Here is a 21,561-nt window from a genome sequence, read left to right on the forward strand (position 1 = left end):
ATCCCCTTCATGATCGGTAGCTTGGTGAGTTGATGGTTGAACAAGATGGTGCGCAGGACAGTTCCGTAGACGTGAGCGCTGCTGGTGATGCGAGCGGTGTCGACATGAGCGTTGCGCAGCTCCGCGAGTGGTTGCGCAACTGGATCGCCGACGCGACCGGTCAGCCGGCCGGCGCGATCACGGACGATCGTCCGATGGAGGAGTTCGGGCTCGCATCACGTGATGCGGTTGCCCTGAGCGGCGACATCGAGGATCTGCTCGGAATCACATTGACCGCGACCGTTGCGTATCAACACCCGACCATCGCGTCACTGGCTACACGCATCATCGAGGGTGAGCCCGAGGTGCCGGAGGAGAGCGTCGACGCGTCGTACTACGCGTCAGGCGCCGGCACGGATGCCCATGACATTGCCATCGTCGGCTTGTCGACCCGGTTCCCCGGTGCCGGACATACCCCGTCGCAGATGTGGGAGATGCTGGCCGCGGGCCGCGACGGCATCAGTGACCTGCCGGACGATCGTTGGGCCGAGTTCAAGTCCGATCCCGCCCTCAAGGCCGCGATCGAGAATGCCAACACCAAGGGCGGCTACCTCGACGACGTCAAGGGATTCGACGCGGAGTTCTTCGCGATGTCCCCGCTCGAGGTCGTCAACGTGGATCCGCAGCAGCGCCTCGCTCTCGAATTGACGTGGGAAGCGCTCGAGCATGCGCACATTCCCGCGAGCGATCTCAAAGGCAAGCAGGTCGGTGTCTTCATCGGCAGTTCCGCCAACGACTACCAGCTGCTCGCGGTAAGCGACCCCACGAACGCGCACCCGTATGCGCTGACGGGAACGTCGACGGCTGTCGTCGCGAACCGTGTCTCGTACTTCTTCGATTTCCGCGGGCCGTCCATCGCGTTGGACACCGCGTGCTCGTCTTCGCTGGTCGCGGTGCACGAGGCTGTGCGCTCGCTACGCAGCGGTGATTCCAACATCGCGCTTGCCGGCGGCATCAACATGCTGCTGGCCCCTCCCGGAACTCTCGGGTTCGATCAAATCGGCATGCTCGCTCCCGACGGAAAACTTCGCGCCTTCTCGGCGCAGGCGCAGGGAATCGTTCGCAGTGAGGGCGGCGGACTTGTCGTGCTCAAGCGTCTCGAAGACGCCGAGCGTGACGGGGATTCCATCCTCGCGGTCATCGCCGGTTCGGCCGTCAACCAGGATGGTCGCTCCAACGGACTGCTCGCGCCCAACCCGGACGCCCAGGCAGACGTGCTGCGTTTTGCGTACCGCGACGCCGGCATTCTGCCCAGCACCGTCGACTACATCGAAGCTCACGGCACGGGCACCGATCTCGGTGATCCCATCGAGGCCGACGCGCTCAGCCGGGTTGTCGGGCGTGGACGTGACGACAACAAGCCGGCACTGCTCGGCAGCGCAAAGACCAACTTCGGACACCTCGAGGCAGCAGCCGGCGCCGCCGGCCTGATCAAGGTTGTCCTGGCGATGCAGGAAAACAAGATTCCCGCGACGCTCAACTACCTGGGCCCGAACCCGCACATCGATTTCGAGAAGGCACACCTGCAGGTGACGCCCGAGGCCACCGACTGGCCGCGCTACACCGGTAAGGCCATTGCCGGTGTGTCCGGCTTCGGTTTCGGTGGAACCAACGCGCACGTAGTTGTTCGCGAGTACGTTCCCGCAGCTGATGATGCTGATCTGGATGTCGAGACTGAAGCTGCGGGAGTTCTTGCCGACGCAGCCGAGTCGATGGGGCTCGCAGAAGATCAGACGCTCGCAGAAGATAAGACGGTTGTGCTCGCGGTGTCCGGCGCATTGCCGTCGCGTCGTCGCCGAGCTGCCGCTGATCTGGCGGATTGGCTCGAAACCGAAGAGGGCAGCACGACGCCGTTGGTGGATGTCGCGCGCACACTCTCGCGTCGTAACCACGGCCGCTCGCGCGCCGCTGTGGTGGTCAAGACTCGTTCCGAGGCCATCAGCGCTTTGCGCGCCGTTGCTGCCGGAAAGCCCGCTGCCGGTGTGTTCTCGGCCGACGCGCCGTCGCCCAAGGGTGCGGTGTGGGTGTTCTCTGGCTTCGGTTCGCAGCACCGCAAGATGGCCAAGCAGCTGTATCTGGAGAACGCGGCGTTCAAGGCGGCCGTCGACGAGGTCGACGTGCTGATCCAGGACGAGGCCGGGTATTCGGTGGCGGAGATGTTCCTCGACGATTCGTTCGAGTACAACGTCGAAACCGCTCAGGTTGCGATCTTCACCATTCAGGTCGGCCTGGCGGCAGTGCTGCGTCATCACGGCGCCGATGCCGCCGCTGTTGTTCCGCACTCGATGGGTGAGGCTGCGGCTGCGTACGTGTCCGGTGGCTTGAACCTGGAAGATGCTGTCCGCGTTATCTGTTCGCGTTCGCGTCTGATGGGCGAAGCCGAGGGCGCTCTGGCCGGCGACGACATCCGCCTGATGGCTCTGCTCGAATACAGCGCGTCCGAGATCGAAGCGCTGCTCCCCACGTATCCCAAGCTCGAGGTCTGCGTCTACGCGGCGCCGACGCACACGGTGATCGGTGGACCGCAGCCTGACATCGAGGCAATCGTCGCTGCTGCTGAGGCCGACGGCAAGATGGCTCGCGTTCTGCAGACCAAGGGCGCAAGCCATACGTCGCAGGTTGATCCGCTGCTCGGCGAGTTGGCTGCCGAGTTGGCCGGTATCGAAGCGTCGACGTTGAAGGTGGGCGTCTACTCGTCCGTCGATCAGGACACTTTCTACAAGGCCGGCCACGAGCCGATCCACCAGGAAGCGTACTGGGTCAAGGGACTGCGCCACAGTGTGTACTTCACCAACGCTGTGCGTCTGGCAGTTGCCAACGGACACACCACGTTTGTGGAACTTGCTCCCAATCCGGTGACGCTGATGTCCGTTGCCGCAACGGCATTCGATGCGGGCTTGCACGACATGCAGCTCATTCAAACGCTCAAGCGCAAGGAAGACGAGCCTCTCGGCGTTCTGTCGGCTTTGGCTCAGCTGTACGTCCACGGCCACGCTGTGAATCTCGAATCCCTGCTTCCGGCAGGTGAATTCGCAGTGATCCCGCGCACCGCTTTTGTGCGCAAGCCGTACTGGCTCGACGTTCGGGTCAACGCGGGTGGTGCGGGACGCGTCCCCGGTTCGCACGTTGCCCTTCCTGACGGCCGCCACGTGTGGGAAGCCGACGCATCCGTCGTCTCCGACCTGGCCGCTCTGGTGACTGCCGCGGCAGCTCAGGTTCTTTCGGACGTGACGCTGACCGCCGCCGTGCCGCACGGTGAGATCGCGGGCGCCACGACGGTCACCACCACTCTCAACCCGCATCCGGGCGGCGCGTCAGTGCAGGTGCATGCCCGCGAGAACGGCTCCTTCCAGTTGCTGTTCGACGCTGTTGTCACCTCCGGTGAGGCATTGCCCGAGCTGGTCGTAGCCGCACCGGCTCGTCCGGCCGCTCCGATGGAAGCCCTCACCGCGGTAGTCGAAGACGCCGGCGACAAATGGGATCCCCAGGGTTCGCAGAGCCTCGACGACCGCCTGCGGATCGTTGTCGCGGAATCCATGGGCTACTCGCCCGAGGATCTACCGGCCGAGGTTCCGCTCATCGAACTGGGTCTCGATTCGCTCATGGCGATGCGCATCAAGAACCGCGTCGAGTACGAGTTCGACATTCCTCAGCTGCAGCTCCAGGCAGTCAAGGACGCAAGCCTGCTCGAGGTCAACAAGTACCTGCGCTACGCCATCGAGAACCGTGAAGAGGTTCAGGCGATGGCAGATCAGCAAGCGGCGGAGAAGGCGGCTGCTGATGAAGCCGGCGACGACGTTGCCCCCGCCGAGGTAGCGGTGGAACTGCCGGTCCCGGCTCCTGTTGCGCCCGCCGATTCTGCGCCTGCCGATCCTTCGCGTGCGGGTACGGCTGACGACGCCGGTTCCGACGTTCCGCCGCGAGATGCCGCTGAGCGTTTGACGTTTGCGACGTGGGCAGTAGTCACCGGAAAGTCCGCCAAGGGCATTTTCAATGCGCTACCGACCGTCGACGACGATCTCGCGGAGAAGCTGGCGGTCCGGCTTTCCGAGCGGGCCGGCGGCGAAGTCACCGCCGACGACGTGCGTGGTTCCGGCACGATCGAAGAACTCGCGGATGTTGTGCGTCAGTACCTCGAAGACGCGGGCAAGATCGACGGCGTTGTACGTGTTCTGCGCGCCCGCCCCGAAGGTTCCACTGCCGTACCGGTATTCGTGTTCCACCCGGCTGGTGGATCCACCGTCGCGTACGAACCGCTGCTCAAGCGTCTGCCTGCGGGAACGCCGATGTACGGGTTCGAGCGTGCCGAGGGCCCGATCGAGAAGCGTGCCGCAGAGTACGTGCCCCTGCTTCGGGAGATCCAGGGCGACGGACCGTACGTTCTGGGCGGTTGGTCGCTCGGCGGCGTGCTGGCGTATGCCGTTGCAACCATCCTGCGCGAGCAGGGTGCCGACGTGCGGGTAGTTGCCATGCTCGACACCGTGATGGCCGGCGAAGATACTCCGGACACCACGGAGGAGCGCCGTAAGCGCTGGGAGCGGTACGGAGCCTTCGCGAAGCGCACGTACAACCTGGATGTGCCACTGCCCGTGGATGTTCTGGCCGACATCGAATCCGATGAAGATCAGATGCAGTTCCTCATGGAAATGATCAAGTTGAGTGGCGTCAAGATCCCCGGCGGCATCATCGAGCATCAGCGGACGTCGTTCCTGGACAATCGCGCCATCCAGACCGCCAAGTTCCAGAGTTACGACGGCGACGTCGTGATCTACATGGCCGACAAGTACCACGACGAACTGATAACGCTCGAGCCTGCATTCAAAACCCGTAAGGCAGATGGCGGTTGGGGTGCGTACGTGAAGAACCTCGAGGTTGTCTACATCGGCGGGGATCACCTGCAGATCGTGGACGAGCCGTATATCTCGAAGGTTGCGGCAGACCTCACCACAAAGCTGGCCCAGATCGAGGCAGCCCAGACCAAAGCAGCGGAAACCGGAGTTCAGAAGTGACGACAACCACCGCGGAGAAGCTTGCTGAACTCCGCGAAAAGTTGGAGAAGGCAAAGGAACCCGGCTCTGCCCGGGCAATTGCCAAGCGCGAGGAGGCGGGCCACAGCACGCCGCGTCAACGCATCGACATGCTTCTCGATCCAGGTAGTTTCATCGAGATCGGCGCCCTCGTGAAGATGGCGGGCGACGGCAATCCGTACGGCGACGGCGTCATGACGGGCCACGGAACGGTCGACGGACGCCCCGTCGCTGTTTTTGCGCACGATCAGACGGTGTTCGGCGGCGCTGCCGGCGAGATGTTCGGCCGGAAGGTCGCGGCAGTCAACGACTTTGCTCTCAAGGTAGGTTGCCCGGTCGTCGGCATCAACGATTCCGGTGGAGCCCGAATCCAGGACGCTGTTTCCTCGCTCGCGTGGTACGCCAACATGGGTGCGCGCCAAGAGCCCCTGTCTGGCCTGTGCCCGCAGATTTCGGTGATTCTCGGCAAGTGCGCCGGTGGAGCGGTGTACGCGCCGATCAACACCGACGTCGTGGTCGCGACCGAAGAGTCCTACATGTTTGTCACCGGCCCCGACGTCATCAAGTCGGTGACCGGCGAAGAGGTCAGCCTCGACGACCTCGGTGGCGCGCGCAAGCAAGCGGAATACGGAAACATCCATCACGTCGCCCCCGACGAGAAGGCCGCGTTCGATTGGGTGCGTGAGTACCTGAGCTTCCTGCCGTCCTCGTGCCAGGAAAAGGCGCCGCTGATCAATCCGGGTCTCGAACCCGAGATCACCGAGACGGACCTCGAACTCGACACCTTCATGCCGGACGCCGACAATGCCGGCTACGACATGCACGACATCATTCTGCGGATCTTCGACGACGGTACATTCCACGAGATCGGTGCTCAGGTCGCGCACAACATCATCACCGGCTTCTCGCGCGTCGACGGCCGTCCCGTCGGTGTTGTCGCGAATCAGCCCACGTACCTCAGTGGTGCACTCGACGCTGCCAGTTCGGACAAGGCTGCACACTTCGTGCGCCTGTGCGACGCGTTCGACATCCCGCTCGTCTTCGTGGTCGACACACCGGGCTTCCTGCCCGGCGTCGAGCAGGAGAAGGTCGGCGTCATCAAGCGCGGCGGACGCTTCCTCTTTGCGTATCTCGAAGCCACGGTGCCGAAGGTGACTGTGGTGGTTCGTAAGTCGTATGGCGGCGGCTACGCAGTGATGGGCAGCAAGCAGCTCGGAGCCGACATCAACTTTGCGTGGCCGACGGCTCGCATCGCGGTGATGGGTGCAGAGGGTGCCGTCAACATCATGGGTCGCCGTCAGCTGGCCGAAGCCGGCGACAATGCACCTGCCGTGCGTGCGCAGCTGATCAATTTCTACAACGAGTTTGTTGCCACGCCGTACATTGCGGCCGAGCGTGGATACATCGACGCGGTGATCGAGCCTTCGCAGACGCGCCTCGAAATCCGCAAGGCGCTCAAGCTGTTGCAGGACAAGACGGTGTTCAAGAACCCGCGCAAGCACAACCTGATCCCGCTGTAACTTGGTGTGAGCACAACGGCACCGCACTTTCTTGGAAGTGCGGTGCCGTTGTCGTTGAACGGTGTGCCCGGTCTATTTAATCGCGTCCAGGGCGTCGAATTGTTTGCGCAGCGCTTCGACCGCTGCTCGCACAGCCGGCCGCTCACTGTCGGTTCGCCAGGCCACGTAGATGTCGCGTCGCAGCGGCGGAATGGTGTCTCGCATCCGAACACCTTCCGGTGGTGTGACTCTCGCGAGACGCGGAATCAGGGCCACGGCAAGACCCTGGGCTACAAATTCCACTTGCGCGGGGAACTCGGCGACTTCGTATTCGATTCGTGGGTCGAATCCCTGCGCACGCAGGACTCTGACGGTGAAGGTGTGGAAATCCGTGCCGCGGGTCCAACTCGCCCACGCGTGGTCGGATAATTCGCTGAGCACGACCACCTTGTTGTCGGCCAGTGGATGTGATGCGGGGATGGCTACTACCGCGACGTCGTCGTATACCGGCGTGAACGAGAGTCCTTCAGGGAGTTCGATAGGCAGAGTGCTCCAGCTGTCGACCACAACAACGTCCAGGTCGCGGCGGATGAGGGCGGGGAGCAGTTCTTCGGATTCGCCTTCGGTGAAGGTGATTTCGAGTTGCGGGTGTGCGTGTTTGATCTGGGCGATAGCCTGCGGCACCACGGTCCGGCTGGGGGACACCAGGGCGCCCAGGCGTAGGCGTCCCGTCACTTCGCTTTGCAGTGACGCGATTTCGGCCTCGGCCTGAGCGAGTACCGAGAGAACCTCGGCGGTTCGCCGGGCGAGGACGCGGCCCGCTTCGGTGAGCCGCACGCCGCGGCCTTGGGGAACGAGGAGCGCCACACCAACTTCGCGTTCGAGTTTGTTCAACTGTTGTGAGATGCCAGACGGCGTGACGTGCAGCGTGCGCGCGGCGGCGGCAACTGATCCGTTTTCTGCGACGGCATGCAGGGCACGTAGCCTCTCGAGGTTCAACACGGTAGTAATGCTACGCAATACGCGATCTGAATATTTGCTTGTGCTGAATAGTTAGCGGCAGGAACATTGTCGGAGTGACCACCGTGACCTCGCCAGCGCCAACACCCACCCGAATTACTCAGGGTCGCTTCGATCCTCGACTACTTGTCGTCGGCGGTGCCGCCGCTATCTCGATCAGTTCGATTCTGATCAAGCTGGCGGATGTATCGCCGTCGACGGCGGTGTTCTTCCGGTGCTTCCTGGCCCTGCCGCCGCTGGCGTGGTTGGCGTGGCGGGAGTACCGCCGGGTGGGAATGCCGACCCGGCGGGCGCTGGTGCTGCAGGCAGTGGGCGGCATCCTGCTCGGCCTGGACTTCGCTCTGTGGTCGCAGTCGATTCTCATGATCGGTGCCGGGATGGCAAGCGTCGTCGTGAACGTGCAGGTGATCGTGGTGCCCGCGTTGTCCTGGCTGGTGTTCGGCAATCGCGTTCCGCTGCGCTTTCTGTTTGCCTTGCCCTTCATGTTCACCGGAATTGCCTTGGCGGGAGGCGTATTCGGCGGCGGCGCGGCAGGCGAGGATCTGCTGTGGGGAACAGTGCTGTCCCTGATCTCCGGAATCGCCTACGGCGGCTACATCTTTGTGGTCGGCCGCACCGGTGCGGCCGACCGAGCGGCGAGTCAGGTGCTGGTATCGACGACGTCGGCAGGCATTGCCGGTTCCCTGATCGGATCACTGTGGGGGCAGATCGATTTCACCCCCGGCTGGGAAGCGTTCGCCTGGCTCGTGGCACTGGCACTGGTCGGCCAGGTGTTCGGCTGGATGCTGATGGGGTACTCGCTCCCTCGGCTGCCAGCCGAGGTGGGCGCAACGCTGCTGCTCATGCAGCCGGTGCTCGCCGTACTGCTGGCGGTTGTGCTGCTCGGCGAACGGCCGGGCGTCGGGCAACTACTCGGGTGCATCGTAGTTGTCGGAGCGGTCTCGGCCGTCTCCGTACGTCGCACCCGAGCAGTCTCCCGAGTAGGTGGTGCGGGTTAGTGCACCCGCATCTCGCCGGGCATCCACATGCCCGAGCGAGTTGCCGTACCCGTCTCCACATCTGCGGGAACGGCATTCGGGAAGTACCGGTCGTAGCGCTCGAGGGATCCCCAGTCGCGGGCCCAGTCGTTCTTCAGGTATGTCGGGACCGCGGTGGCCTCGGCCAGGACCTCGGTGAACCCGAGCGGCCCGCCGTTGTCCGCGGACTGCCACGTGTCGGTGGAACTGACGGCCAGCGGCCGGTCGGGGAGGATGCGGAAGTTCGGCATCTCCGCGACGCCGTTCACGTGCGAGAACGGACGCTGGCACGGGAACTGAAGGCCGACAGCCCAGTCCAGGAGAATCGGTTGCTCGCTGCCGAGGTACGAGTTGAGTGTCTCGAGCTTCGGTACCCGCGGCGGTGTGAACGCCATCCACTGATCGCCGGTGAGGTTGGGATCGAACGCAACGACGCGGACAGCGTCGGCATCCGGTGCAAGTTCGTCGATCGGGATACGAACGTTGCGCCACGACGGCGCCGGCCCGATGTCACGGGGCATGTACGAACCCTGCAGTGCCACTGTTCCGTCCGGCTGAGTCCTGCCGTACTCGACCAGTAGTGACTGCCCGTAGGTAACCGCGCCGGTGTTGTCGACGGACCAGACGCGTCCGGCTACCGACATGACAACCAGCGGCGATTGTTCGCTGCGAGTGGGTAATTGATACCAGCTCGAAGTCAGTGACGCGGGTTCCTGCACACCAGCCTGGTAGCTGCCCATGATGGGCGTCGTGGCCGGGTCGAGCCCGTAGGGGAGTTTGGCGGTGGAACCGTTGACACCGATATTGCCGGTGCCGCCGCTGGTTCCGGAGTCCGAACCGGTTTCGAATGTGGGGCCGACACTTTGGGTGTCCGTGTTACCCATGCCCTGCTTGACCTCGATGTAGTCCGCGGTCAGGTCGGTGGGAACGCCATTGGCGGAGAAGCCCTTCGCAGTTTCACCGGCCAAGGGATCTTCGGCATTGAATCCGGGGCCGGGGATGGGCGCCAGATTGCCGGAATTGACGTCGGTCTCGACCAACACGTCTTCGGCCATGCCGCAGGTTTTTCCGGCCAAAGCTTCGATGTTGCTACGGCCCAACGAGTAGGCCGGGTACTGGGAGACCGCGCCTTTGAGGAGGGAGAGGACTTCGAAGAGCACCATGAGGCCGGCAATCACTGTCAGCGGCGCTGCGGCAAACTTGCGAATCCGCTTGCCCTTGGCTGTGTTCGGCTTCTCCGGTGCCGCCGCAAATCCCTCGCGCAGGTACTGCCAGGCCGCGACGGCCAGAGCGAGTCCGAAGAGTGCAAGGAACAGGGTGTTGGATTCGTGTCCGCTCAGGGAGACGGTCTTGTCGAACCACGGCACACCGTAACTCGAGACGTACCAGTATCCGTTGATGCCGGCAAAGGTCAACGCCAGCATCAGGAGTAGCCCCGCCACGAATACCGAGCGGTTGCGGCGTGACCGCAGTGCCGATGCGGATACTGCAACAGCTGTCAGTGCTGCGAGCGAACCGGCGATGCCGGCGTACGCACCGAAGTGGTGAGTCCACTTGGTGGGGTTGAACATCATGAAGAAGATGGTGCCGAAGACAACTCCGACCAGACGCCAGGACGGACCCGTCGCAGCGCCGGGAACGCGGCCGCGTCGGAGCAACACGAAGAGCGTCGTGAAGAGGCACAGGATCATCGTCAGGAAGGCGAAGCGTCGCGCTACCGAGCCGTCGACCGTGTCGACAAAGAGGTAGTAGTACCGCAGGAAGTCCTTGTACCACTCGAGGTTCGGTCCGATGACGGTACGGACGCGGGTGGCTTCGAGAACACCGGCCAGGGTTTGATCCGCGAAGATGACCACCAGCACCAAGGTTCCGGCCGCCGCGATCGGTGCCAGGAGTGGAAGTGTGCCGACCTCGCGGTGACGCTTCACGACGATCCGGACGAGGGGTCGGATACCGGCGAGAAGTGCTGCGATACACATCAATCCGGTGGGGGCAGCAGCCAGCGTGAAGGCGCCGATCAGGACAGCGATGGCCGCCGGGAACAGTCGGCCCGTCGCGATGGCGCGTTCGATGGAGCACCACGTCAGCAGAGCGCCGAGCGCAACGATGGGCTCGGGTCGCAGGCCGTTGTTGTAGGCGAGCCAGAAAGCGAGGAAGACCATGCCGCCGGTCCACAGCGCGACGTTGCTCCGGCGAACTGCACGGCCGAGGCGTGGAACAACTTCACGGCTGATGACCATCCAGCACAGGATTCCGGCAATCAATGCGGGCAGACGCATGAACGGGCTGGCCGTCGAGATCTTGGCCATCACCGCCAGCACGTCGTAGTACCAACCGAACGGGGCTTCGGGGACTCCGAACCAACGGAAGTAGTTGGCCATGTACCCGGCGTCGGGGGCAACGCGGGCCATTGTGAGGAGATAACCGTCGTCGGAGGTGTTCGCGCCGATGAAGTGCCACAACGTCAACGTGCCGACAACAACGCCGTCGAGGGCGGAGAACTTCCACCAACGTGCAGGGAGGAAGCGTCGGTGAGTACGGCCGTCGATTCCGTCGAGCTTGGCGAGGGCGACCAGCGACACAATCGTGGCCAGGGCGGCCACGATCATCGCGACCAGCTTGAGCGTCGTCGGACTGGACGAGAACCGCGAATCGATGGTCATCGAGAATCCGAGGCCCTCGGGCGCCGCACCGTCGGGGAGGTCGCTGAAGACGCCGACTACCTGGGGGCGGAAGTCGCCGTCGAGCTGTCCACGAACCGGGTTGCCGTCTGGATAAGTGAGTCCCACGAATTCTGCGGCGGTCCGGTGGACGTCGGAGTTGAACGTGATGGCGCTGCAGCGGCTGGACTCGACGTCCTCGCGCGCGGCCGAGGCCACGACGACATTGCGGTCCAGGACGTCGACGTTGCTTTCGGACACACGAACGAACATGGAACTGAGGGCCGCACCGTCGCCCTGGGCGGGGGCCGTCGACAGGAGGATGCCGCCGCCCGCAGGAAGCGAGCCGACCGCGGTGCAGGGTATCGACACGTTGACGTCGATGGGGACCTGAGCCATCAGCGGTGCCTCGACGTCGCCGATGACGCCGTTCTGCGGCCAGTTGACCGCCGCCGTCGTCTGCACCACCGGTAGAAGCGGTGTGGCGAGTGCCAGAACAAATCCGATGAGGCCTGCGACTATCGCGATCAATCGCGTTCGCCGGAAGCGCATCCGTGCATCCGGAAGGGATGGCGGCGAACTCGGAGTCGGCGAACTGGGAGTCGAGGGTGGCACTGTAGCGACGTCTGGCACGGCTACCGATGTTATGCGAGTGTTACCCGTGGACCTACCGTGCCCGGAAGGTTTGGTAGGTCCACCGGTAACAGTTACGACTGGTAACGAATCGGACCTGGTGTCCAGGTACCTGAACGCGTCTCCGTTGTCACGTCGATCTGAGCGGGAACTGCCGCCGGATCCAGCGGCGTGTACTGCTCGAGTGAACCCCAGTCGCGATCCCAGTCGTTGTCGAGATACGTCGGCAAGGTGCGGGCTGCGAGCAACTCACTGGTCCAGCCGAGCGGACCGCCGCCGTAGTGGTCCTGCCAGGCATTGGTGGACTCTGCGCCGATGCGATCGGGAAGGATGCGCCAGTCCGGAACCTCGGCCACGCCGTAGAGATGGTCGACCGGACGCTGGCACGGGAACGCAAGGCCGACAGCCCAGTCCATCAGCACCGGATCGGTGGATCCGACGATGTCCTGCAGGGTGTGCATGTCGGAGACCCGCGGCGGAGTGAGGGCAACCCACTTCTCGCCGCTGATGTCGCTGTCATTGGCGATCAGACGCACGGTGTTCGCGTCGGCGGGAAGCTGATCCATCGGGACACGTAGGTTGCGCCACGACGGAGACGGGCCGATATCGATCGGGTCGATCTGGCCGAGCGCGGTCACGGTGCCGTCTGCCTGCGTCTTGCCGTACTCGACGTGAACAACCGCGCCGGGTGTGACGATGCCGTCGGTGTCGACGTAGCGAATCCGTCCGGCCGCAGCGATGGTCAGTAGCGGCGCCGCGTCACTGCGTTGCGGCAAGGCGTACCAACCGGTGGTGAGGGAAGCGGCTTCCGGCGAGCCGAAGCTGCCGAGAACCGGAGTGGTCGCGGGATCGAGGCCGAACGGGAGCGCGACATTGCTTCCGTTGATTCCGGCGGTCGACGCCGATCCGCCTCCGGTTCCGGCGCCGGTTCCCGAGGTGGTGGTGCCGTTTGCCGCGGTGGTGGTGTCGAGGCTGTTGGCGCTACCCGCCGCCTGGTCCTCGGCGTCAGCGGTCAGGTCGCTCGCCACTCCGTCCGGGGTGAATCCGGTTGATTCGGTTGCTCCGAAAGCGCCGGCGCCGGCAAGGTCGGTGGGCCGTTCGATCAACTGCAGAACCCCGGTATTGGGATCCGATTCGACGAGGACCTCACCGGCGAGTCCACAACTTCCGCCGAAGACGGATTCGACGTTGGACTTGCCGATCGAATACGCGGGATACTGCGCGACCGCGCCCTTGAGAAGGGACAACACCTCGAACAGCACAACTGCGGCTGCCGCGATCGTCAGCGGGGACGCTGCAAGTAGGCGAGCCGTCCGGCCGTTGCTCTTCTGCGGTTTCGGCTTCTCGAGCGGTTCACGCACGTGGTACCACGCAGCGAGCAGCAACGCGAGAATGGTCAGGCCCAGGAACGCCGTGGAGAAGCCCTTACCGGCGATGGACGGCGGCTTGTCCCACCACGGGACGCCGTAACTCGAGACGTACCACCAACCGTTGGAGCTGGTGAACGCCACGGCGAGGATGAACAGGATGCCTGCGGCAAAGAGCGCGCGGTTCCGTTTGGAACGCATGCTCGACGCACTGACTCCCACCGCCGCGAGCACAGCCACCGTTGCGGCCAACCCCGCGTACACACCGAAGTGGTGGGTCCACTTGGTCGGTGTGAACTGCATGAGGAGCAGCGACGCGAACACGATGCCCAGGATCCGGCGCGACGGCCCGATCGCGGTGCCCGGAATACGGCCCTTCCGCAGAATCAGCATGACGCAGAAGATCAGTCCGACGATCATCACGAACATGCCGAAGCGGCGCGCCAACGAGCCGTCGGGGGAGATGGTCATCAACGCGTCCCAGCGAACACGCTCCTCGAACCACGGGACGTTGGGGCCGATAGCTGTTCGCACCCTGGTCGATTCGAGCACCGTTGCCAATGTCTGATCGGCAAACACCGCAACAAGGACGACGGTTCCGGCCGCGAGGACCGGCATGATCTGCGAGAAGAATCCCACTCGTTTGCCGCGGGCGATCAAGATCTGCACGATGGGGCGCGCGCCGGCCAGCAGCGCACCGATCGCGATGAGTCCCGACGGGCCGGCAGCGAGCGAGAACGCGGCAATCAGCACCGCAACCGCCGCAGGTAGCAAACGGCCTGTGGCAACGGCACGTTCGATGGAGCACCACGTCAAGAGAGCGCCGAGCGCAATGATCGGCTCGGGACGCAAACCGTTGTTGTACGGCAACCAGAACGCCAGGAACACGAGGCCGCCGGTCCAGATGGCAACCTTGTTGCGGCGCACCGCAACACCGAGCCGTGGGATCACCTCGCGGCTGATCACCATCCAGCACAGAATGCCGGCGATCAACGCGGGCAACCGCATCCACATGCTGGCCGTGCTCACCTTGGTGAACGCCGCGAGGACGTCGTAGTACCAACCGAACGGCGCTTCGGGCACACCGAACCAGCGGAAGTAGTTGGCCATGTATCCCGAATGTTCCGAAACGCGGGCCATGCCGAGGAGGTACCCGTCGTCGGACGTGTTGGCGCCCACCACATGCCACAGCAGGAGCGTTCCGATGACGAGACCGTCGACGCCCGTGAATTTCCACCAGCGCGCCGGAAGGAAACGCCGCGCGCGACGGCCGTCGACGCCGTCGATCCGGTGAAGCGCGTAGAGCGAGACGATCGTGGAGAGTGCCGCGACGATCATCGCAAAGAGTTTGAGAAGTGTTGGGCTGGAGGAGAATCGGGAGTCGACGTCCATGTCGACGGAGAGGCCCGCAGGCGGTGCGCCTTGCAGATCGGTGAAGATGCCGACAACCTGCGGACGGTAGTCGCCGGTCAGGGTTGTTGTCAGACCGTCGATTCCGGTGACGGTGGCGACGGTCTGCTGGTAGTCGCTGGTGATGGTCAGCGCGGTGCATCCGCCGAGTTCGCTTAACGGCGCCGAGATCAGGACCGATTCGCGGGTGAGCGCTTCAAGACGCTCCGCGGTGGTCCGGACGGTCAGGCCGCGCGCATCACGGTCGGGCGCACCGTTCGGCATGGTGGAGATCAGCGTGCCGCCGCCTTCACCGAGTTGGCCCAGCGCCGAGCACGGGATGGTGATGTCGAGGGAGGTCGGGGAGTAGGAGATCAGCGGCGCCGAGACACTGTTCAGCGACCCGTCCTGCGGCCAGCTGAGACTCGCTACCTTCTGGTCGACCGGGAGGAACGGGGTGGCAAGCGCCAGCAACATGCCGAGCAGGCCCGTGACGATCGCGATGAGTCGTGCCTTCTGCACCCGGTGGGCATCCGACTCGGGACGAGCATCGGGGCCAGTGGGGGGAGACTGCGGGGGCACTACTACGTCAGACGGCACAAGGAACGATGTTAGGCGAGTGTCGGCGGTTACATCCTGAGAGACGACTTAAGGGAGTGCTACTTGTTGGTGGTCTTGCCACTCACCAGGGCACGGACGTCCCACACCCAGACGTCGTCGACCGAGGTGGCGTCGAAGCCCACGAGGGCATTGACCGTCTGGCGCAACGCGTTGTCGTTGCTCGCTTTCGGGAGCACCAGGACGTCGGCGCGCCAGAATCGCAGGTCGGTGAGTGCGTCGGCGCGAGTGGTGGCGTCGACAACGGGTATCTGGCCCGTTTCGTTGGTCTTCACCAGAAGCGACGACGTGGGGCGGGACTCAGCTCCGTAGATGCCGCCGCGGGTCACCGAATGCGGACCGACGAAGTAGCCGCCGGCGATCGGGAAGCCGAAATCGGCGTCGATCTGCCAGCGCATGGCCCGGGCTTCTTCGCCGCTGGACACGGGAACCGACACGAGGCTGCCGTCGCTGACGTAGTTCTCCCACGATCCGCTGGTGATGAACCGCGGGGTGTCCGGGCGTTCGACGGTATCGATGCGCGTCGGAATCAGGACGACCACCGCAATAGCCAGCACCGCCAACCACGCTCCGGGCACTATCCGGGCCGGGCCGCGAGGATTACGAAGCTCAATCAGCGCGCGATACGTGCCCAATGTCAGAAGCAACCCGATAGCGGGAATTGCGCCCATGGCAAAGCGCGACTCCAGGACCGACTCGAACAGCGGCAAATGCGCCAGGAACTTCCAGGGCAACGTGATGCCGGTGTGATCACCCTTGTAGACAAGCTCGGACCCCAGTGACAACACGCCCATCACGACGATGACAGCCGCAGCGGCCCGGGTGATTTTCATCTTCCACAGCCAGATGGTTGCAAAGAAGATCAGAATGACGATCGGCCAACCGAAGTACGAGTTCTCCTCGGTGGGGTTCATGCGGTACTCGGCGCCGGTTTTGTCGCCGCCCACCGATTCTGTGGGCAGGGTGGTGAACGCGCCGAAGTCGGCTCCCGCCTGGCCGTGGCCGACGCCGTCGTAGCTCGCGGGACCGAAGAACTGTGAATGGAGCGGTATCGCAGTGATGAGGATGGACACGATCGCGCCGACGGCCAAGCCGGGCAAGCTGCGTTTGATCGCCGCCCGCGCCCGTGGAAGATCCGAGAGTGCGTACACCGCACCGAACACCGCCGCGGACATCGTGAAGATAAGGAGCGGTTCTTCGCCGAGGAAGATCTGCCACGCCATGAGCAGGCCGAGGATGACGCCGTCCCTGACCGGCTTGGTTCCACGTGAAACGCGGATAACCTGCATGAAGATGAACGGAATGACAAAGAAGGCCACGAAATTCGGGTGACCGTTCGCGTGCGAAATCATCGCAGGTGCAAATCCGCAGAACCCGCCGCCGATTGCGGCTGCACACTTCGTCCGAACTGAAACGCCCGTAAGCACATGCCGGGAAAACGTCCAGTACCAGGCGATTGCGGTACCGGCCAGACCTAAGGTCAGCCCGATCGCATAGGTCGGCGTCGGCCCGAAAATCAAGGTGAGCGGTGCTAGCGGCATGCTGATGCCGAACATCGCGGTATTGGCCATCAAGTTCACACCGAGCGGATAATTCAGCAGGTCGCTGAACAACGGTGTGCGGAACTGCGAGAGCGCATGCGCCGTATCGGCGAAGAACCATTCCCACATCGACTGGTCACGGCCCGCGTTGACCAGATAACCGGAATCGAGATTGCGCCAGAGATTCGACATGACCCAGAACGCCGCAAGGACAAAAAGCACCATGACGGCGAGATCGACCATCCGGCCACGGCTGATAACTGAACGGACCCGCCCCGGTGTCGCCTCGACCAGCTGTTGTTGAGGTTCGGGCAGAGTCTCGGTCATGCAGTCGGCGCCTTTCGGATGAAACCAATCTCGGTGGTTGCCTCAGTGGCTGACTCGGTGGTTACGAGGTAGCACTCAAGGTATCGATTCGATAACTTATCCCGCCAGCGTAACGAACAATGCCCTTGAGGCCTGCCTGTAGCTGCGCGAGCAGGCCGTATTCGGGGCAGTTTCGGCACTCTCGTGCCTGGTTCGAGATAACCGGTCGGTCGAGTTTGGCGGCTTTGTGACATGGGTACCTCGGAGGTGTCCTGCTCGAATTCGTGTACCCCGAATTCGTTCACACAGCCCCGACGGATCGCGTTCCCAACAAAACGGGAACCCATCGGGGTCACAACCTGATGGGATGGTGCTTGTGCATGACGAAGACACGGGTTTGCGGCGGCGCAGGGGGTAAACGCGCATCGGGTAGGAACAGGGCTCGTATCGGGGCGGTCGGGGCAGTGGCCGCCCTTGCTGTCGCGTTCGGTGGCACCACCGCGTCGGCGGGGGTCGACAATGCGAGCTCAATCACGGACGTCAAAGGAAACCGGATAGAAGTCCTGCAGATGGATACGTCAATCCACACAGTCCCGCCGCTCGACAGTTCGCCACTGAGCGTCGAGTTCTTCCACGACGGCGTTGCGTCGGTGCGAATCGACGGCCCGGGCGCCGACAGTTTCACCGGAACAAAACTGACGATCGGTTATCAGATCGGCTATCCGATCGCGTTGACGGGTGCCACGGTTGTCCTCAACAGTCCCGGACTCGACTGGGCGGTGGATAGCGGAACGAACCTCGGTATCGGGTTCATTCCCGAACCGGCACTGGGCCTCGATATTTCGAACCACGTCATACTCGGCGGGGACATCATTCCGTCGCAGGAACTCGACGTGGATCTGGCGCCAGGCGGAATCACCGACGTGACGCTGTTGGCAGATCAGGCCTTCGACGGGCCTGAAGCGACGGTGAGGTTGTCAGGAATCCACGGTTACGTGCAGGGAGCCGTCGGCCCGGTCACCATTCGGCCATACGCAAAGGCAGTGACATCCAATGGGGACACTGTCGTCACATACGGTGCACCGCAGAGGCTTTAAGAGGTAAGAGGAAATTCCTCACTCTCACCGTCACGCTGCAACAGTGTGGCGGTGAGAGTTATTGGGAGCCTGAGTATTTGACCGGTAGCTGCTAGTGGTCGACCGGTGGCGAGCGCGGGAGGCGCGCAGGACCTTCATCGTGAGTGCCACTGCCGCCCACGCCGTACATGCCGCCGTGACAAGAAGTAAGAGCGCCCAGTCGTGAGCAAAGAATCCCACTATCGCCGCAATGGTGAATGCCAGCGACACAAAAACGATGCGGCCGGCAAGGTCGGTCGACAGTAAGTAGTCGACAGCAGGTTCGTCGACTGGGTGACTGTCGATCTCGGGGCCGTCGGTGTGAAGGTCGTGGGCGTGAAGCGTTTCCCTGGTGGGGAGATCGAGAATTGCTCCCCATTCCGCCACGGCGACGGTATGTGGCAGATCAGTCGGAAGACTCTCTTGCTCACGTGTTTGAGACACGTCGATGAGGGCCCTCGCCAACGTGAGCACCGCGATTCGATGCTGTGTCGCAACACTGAGCAACTCGTGAAATGCCTGCTCGGGGCCATACGGCTTGCCTCGTGCAATGACAAGAGTGTGCTCTGCTGCGTCCAGGATCGCGCGATGTGGAACCAATTCGTGACTCTGCGCAACGAGTTCGCTCAATGTCATCACCTGCCCCGCCACGATGGGTGCGCAGTTGTTATGTCAACCGCGTCGTGAAGCAGTCGAATACCCCAGTGGTGGCGAGGACAAACTCGACTCCTGTCTGGCTAGGAGTCTCGAGGGATCGGGTGCGATCAGATCTGGGGCGGCGGCGCGTTCAACGCGCCGAGGCAACTCTCGATCAGATCGGCCACGATGAGCTTGGCTTGCGCAGGGCTGTGAACTCGTCCTTCCCAAGTAGCAAATGTCACGATGCTCAAAATGCTGAGTGTGCCGGCGCGAAGTTCCGCGATGTCGGCCGGCAACGAGGACGCCGACGCAATGCGCTGCTGAACATCGCGAAAGGTCGCTGCCTGCAGGTGGTCCCGGATGACCGTCGACATCCCCGGATCGAAGATGGACTGCACCAGAAAACGTGCGTACAAACTGTGCTCACGTTCGATCGTCTGCTCGGCCAACGGCAGCACCGACGCCTCCACGAGTTGGCGCATCGTGGGCGGCTGCTGTGCGACGTCGATCGCGTTGAGGAGATCGTGTCGACGCTCTGCAGCCGGCTTCATCCGTGAGTCGATCACCGCGGACAGCAGGCCTTCGCGTGAACCGAAGTGGTACTGCGCTGCCGACTTGTTTGCCTGCCCAGCCTCGATCTGGACATCGCGCAAGGTCAGTGCTGCCAGACCACGTTCCGCCACCAATCGCTCAGCCGCGTCGATCATGGCTGTGCGGGCATCGGTTTTTGTCACGATATGAAGTTAGGGGTGTGGAGGGGGCACGTCAACGACCGTCGTCGGCAAGCCGACTGTGAAGAATATCCCGTTTGTTTAATGTTATCGGGGGTACCGGGTCAGTTGCGGGTGACAACTACGAACGGTCCCTGCTCGGTGACCGTGAAGCGAGGATCGTCGAACAGTTCCTTGGGGAAGGTAACCGTGTAGCGGCGGACATTGGGATCGTTGGGGTAGACGTCCTCGGCCAGACGCAGGGTGTATCCGTCGGCGCCCTGGCGGAAGACAAAGGCGTCGGGTGCCCGCCACGGCGCCGAGTCCAAGGCAGCTATCAGTTCGTCAGGGGTCGTCAGTTCCGACCACTGCTCGATCAGTTCGGCCCGGGCCCGGAAGTCCGCCAACGGATTTGCATAGTGCGACGTCAGTCCCTGGAAACCGAAATACGGGTAGAAGCTGAGGAATCCGATATCGGCTGTCAGGACCACGAGATCGTGGGGTTCGCGGCCGAGTTGTTCGCGGATGATGCGATCGATGTCCGCGTAGTTGGCCTCAGCTCCCGGCGGACGCTTGTCCCCACGTTCTCCATTGCCGTCGGTATCGCTGTATGCCACAGCGATATCCGGGGCCAGTACCTGCGGGATGTTCTGCGCAAAGGAAATCGCGCCGATGACGCCGAGTGCGACGAGTACCGCTTTGACCCGCGGATTCTCACTGGTCGCCAACACGATCCAACCGGCGAACTCGAAGAAGCCGAACACACCTGCCGCGGCAAGGAGTGCGATCAGCACGGGTTCGAGTCGGAACCCGAGAAGCGTGCTGCCGGCAACCGTGAACATCATCGACAGCAGCGCCCACAGGTACACGGCGATGACGCCGATACCCAGCGCCCGCGCTCGGCGTGAGAACAGGAACCGGGAAATCAACCAGATCGTGCCCAACATGCACAGTGCGCCGACGAGTGAGAAGTGCAGCATCGGGAAGGGAAGTACCGCGCCGGAATCGGGGAGGTAATGCATGGCGGTGCCCGACTCGGCGGGAGCGCCCGAAAGAGCCTCGAGCAAGTAGGGAGCCCACACGGTCAGGGCGATCAACCCTGCGATCACCGCTATCGCGACCAACCGGATCAGGGGATTGAGCGCCGCCTTCCAGGTGTTTTGGGCACGGGCGGCGAGTACCGCCGCAATTACCGCCATCAAGGTCACCGCAAAGGCAGCGAATCCGAGGTACAGCGTGTAGACAGTTGCTGCGTATCCGAGGAACACACCGGTGCCGAGAACTGCGCCCGCTCCGGCAAACCGGGACGAACCCGGCCGATCCAACGCACCCCACGCCAGAATCAGGACCGGCGGAATCAGAAGATTGACGACGGCGCCGTACGCCTCAGGTGAGTTGTACGCCAACACAACAGCGGTGACGGCCAACGCCGCGACTACTGCCCAATCGCGTCGAATGAGCTTGGTCCACAACACGAGTGCAATCACGGCGACAACTGCGATCGACCCGATTGCGTAGGGCTTGAAGGCTTCCCAACCGTCCATACCCAGCAGATTTGCGACGCGTCCACCGACCCAGAACCAGCCGGCCGGATAGAACGGCGGGAGATCCACATACGTCATGTCGTGCAGCGCAGCGGAATCCGTGAGCCGAGTCAGGTATTCGGTGCGGAATTGTTGATCGACCGAAACCCCGTGCAGATACAGCGTGGTCGCGGCGAGGGGGAGTCCGAGCGTCGTGGTGACGAAGCCCGAAAGCCCAGCCCACGAGAGGAGCTTTGCGGTCCGTTCGGCTTTGCGGGCGCGGAACATCAGAACGGCGACGCCGATCACGGCGATACAGACAACCTGCAAGACCGTCGTGACGGCCTGCGTGACATTCGACGACGTGAAAGCCGGCCAATCGACCTGGCTGAACGCGAACAGTCCGACAGCGGCGACGACTACGGCCACCAGTGCCGCGAGCGCCATTTCCACCACCGT

The 21,561-nt window shown here is 63.3% G+C and carries 11 protein-coding genes; 4 read left to right on the forward strand and 7 right to left on the reverse strand.

Annotation, left to right across the window (positions count from 1 at the left end):
- The first annotated feature begins 32 nt into the window (after positions 1-32).
- Positions 33-5,048 carry a polyketide synthase Pks13 gene (pks13, locus tag FFI94_RS01105; RefSeq protein ID WP_138871368.1) on the forward strand — a complete coding sequence of 1,672 codons (5,016 nt, stop codon included), beginning with the start codon at positions 33-35 and terminating at the stop codon, positions 5,046-5,048.
- On the forward strand, positions 5,045-6,586 hold the full coding sequence (locus FFI94_RS01110) for an acyl-CoA carboxylase subunit beta (protein WP_138871369.1): 1,542 nt from the start codon (positions 5,045-5,047) through the stop codon (positions 6,584-6,586). Before pks13 ends, FFI94_RS01110 begins: the two co-directional genes overlap by 4 nt.
- Before the next feature lie 72 nt (positions 6,587-6,658).
- Here the strand turns inward: FFI94_RS01110 and FFI94_RS01115 are convergent, their stop codons facing one another.
- Positions 6,659-7,567 carry a LysR family transcriptional regulator gene (locus FFI94_RS01115; protein WP_138871370.1) on the reverse strand — a complete coding sequence of 303 codons (909 nt, stop codon included), beginning with the start codon at positions 7,565-7,567 and terminating at the stop codon, positions 6,659-6,661.
- Between the two features lie 74 nt (positions 7,568-7,641).
- On the opposite strand from FFI94_RS01115, the gene FFI94_RS01120 reads away from it, so the two are divergent.
- On the forward strand, positions 7,642-8,583 hold the full coding sequence (locus FFI94_RS01120; RefSeq protein ID WP_260683784.1) for a DMT family transporter: 942 nt from the start codon (positions 7,642-7,644) through the stop codon (positions 8,581-8,583).
- Here the strand turns inward: FFI94_RS01120 and FFI94_RS01125 are convergent.
- The 3 genes from FFI94_RS01125 to FFI94_RS01135 form a co-directional block, all read right to left on the reverse strand.
- On the reverse strand, positions 8,580-11,813 hold the full coding sequence (locus FFI94_RS01125) for an arabinosyltransferase domain-containing protein (RefSeq protein ID WP_260683785.1): 3,234 nt from the start codon (positions 11,811-11,813) through the stop codon (positions 8,580-8,582). The two genes, FFI94_RS01120 and FFI94_RS01125, sit on opposite strands and share 4 nt — an antisense overlap.
- A 155-nt stretch (positions 11,814-11,968) precedes the next feature.
- Entirely contained in the window at positions 11,969-15,250 is a 3,282-nt protein-coding gene (locus tag FFI94_RS01130; RefSeq protein ID WP_397495024.1) for an arabinosyltransferase domain-containing protein, read from the reverse strand.
- 59 nt (positions 15,251-15,309) lie between these two features.
- On the reverse strand, positions 15,310-17,136 hold the full coding sequence (locus FFI94_RS01135) for a glycosyl transferase (protein WP_138871373.1): 1,827 nt from the start codon (positions 17,134-17,136) through the stop codon (positions 15,310-15,312).
- A 359-nt stretch (positions 17,137-17,495) separates the two neighbouring features.
- On the opposite strand from FFI94_RS01135, the gene FFI94_RS01140 reads away from it, so the two are divergent.
- The gene (locus FFI94_RS01140; RefSeq protein WP_260683787.1) at positions 17,496-18,212 is read left to right on the forward strand and encodes an MspA family porin; all 717 of its coding nucleotides are present in this window, start codon (positions 17,496-17,498) and stop codon (positions 18,210-18,212) included.
- 30 nt (positions 18,213-18,242) lie between these two features.
- Here FFI94_RS01140 and FFI94_RS01145 read toward each other — a convergent pair whose 3' ends face one another.
- The 3 genes from FFI94_RS01145 to FFI94_RS01155 all read right to left on the reverse strand — a co-directional run bounded on the left by FFI94_RS01145 (position 18,243) and on the right by FFI94_RS01155 (position 21,549).
- On the reverse strand, positions 18,243-18,866 hold the full coding sequence (locus tag FFI94_RS01145; RefSeq protein ID WP_260683789.1) for a hypothetical protein: 624 nt from the start codon (positions 18,864-18,866) through the stop codon (positions 18,243-18,245).
- 128 nt (positions 18,867-18,994) lie between these two features.
- Positions 18,995-19,603: a TetR/AcrR family transcriptional regulator gene (locus tag FFI94_RS01150; protein ID WP_260683790.1), complete on the reverse strand. Its 609-nt coding sequence runs from the start codon at positions 19,601-19,603 to the stop codon at positions 18,995-18,997.
- Between the two features lie 101 nt (positions 19,604-19,704).
- Positions 19,705-21,549, reverse strand: coding sequence for a galactan 5-O-arabinofuranosyltransferase (locus tag FFI94_RS01155; protein ID WP_138873541.1), 1,845 nt, complete (start codon positions 21,547-21,549; stop codon positions 19,705-19,707).
- Positions 21,550-21,561 lie beyond the last annotated feature (12 nt).

Origin of the sequence: Rhodococcus sp. KBS0724 (assembly GCF_005938745.2) — a bacterium.
Classification (GTDB): Bacteria; Actinomycetota; Actinomycetes; order Mycobacteriales; family Mycobacteriaceae; genus Rhodococcus_F.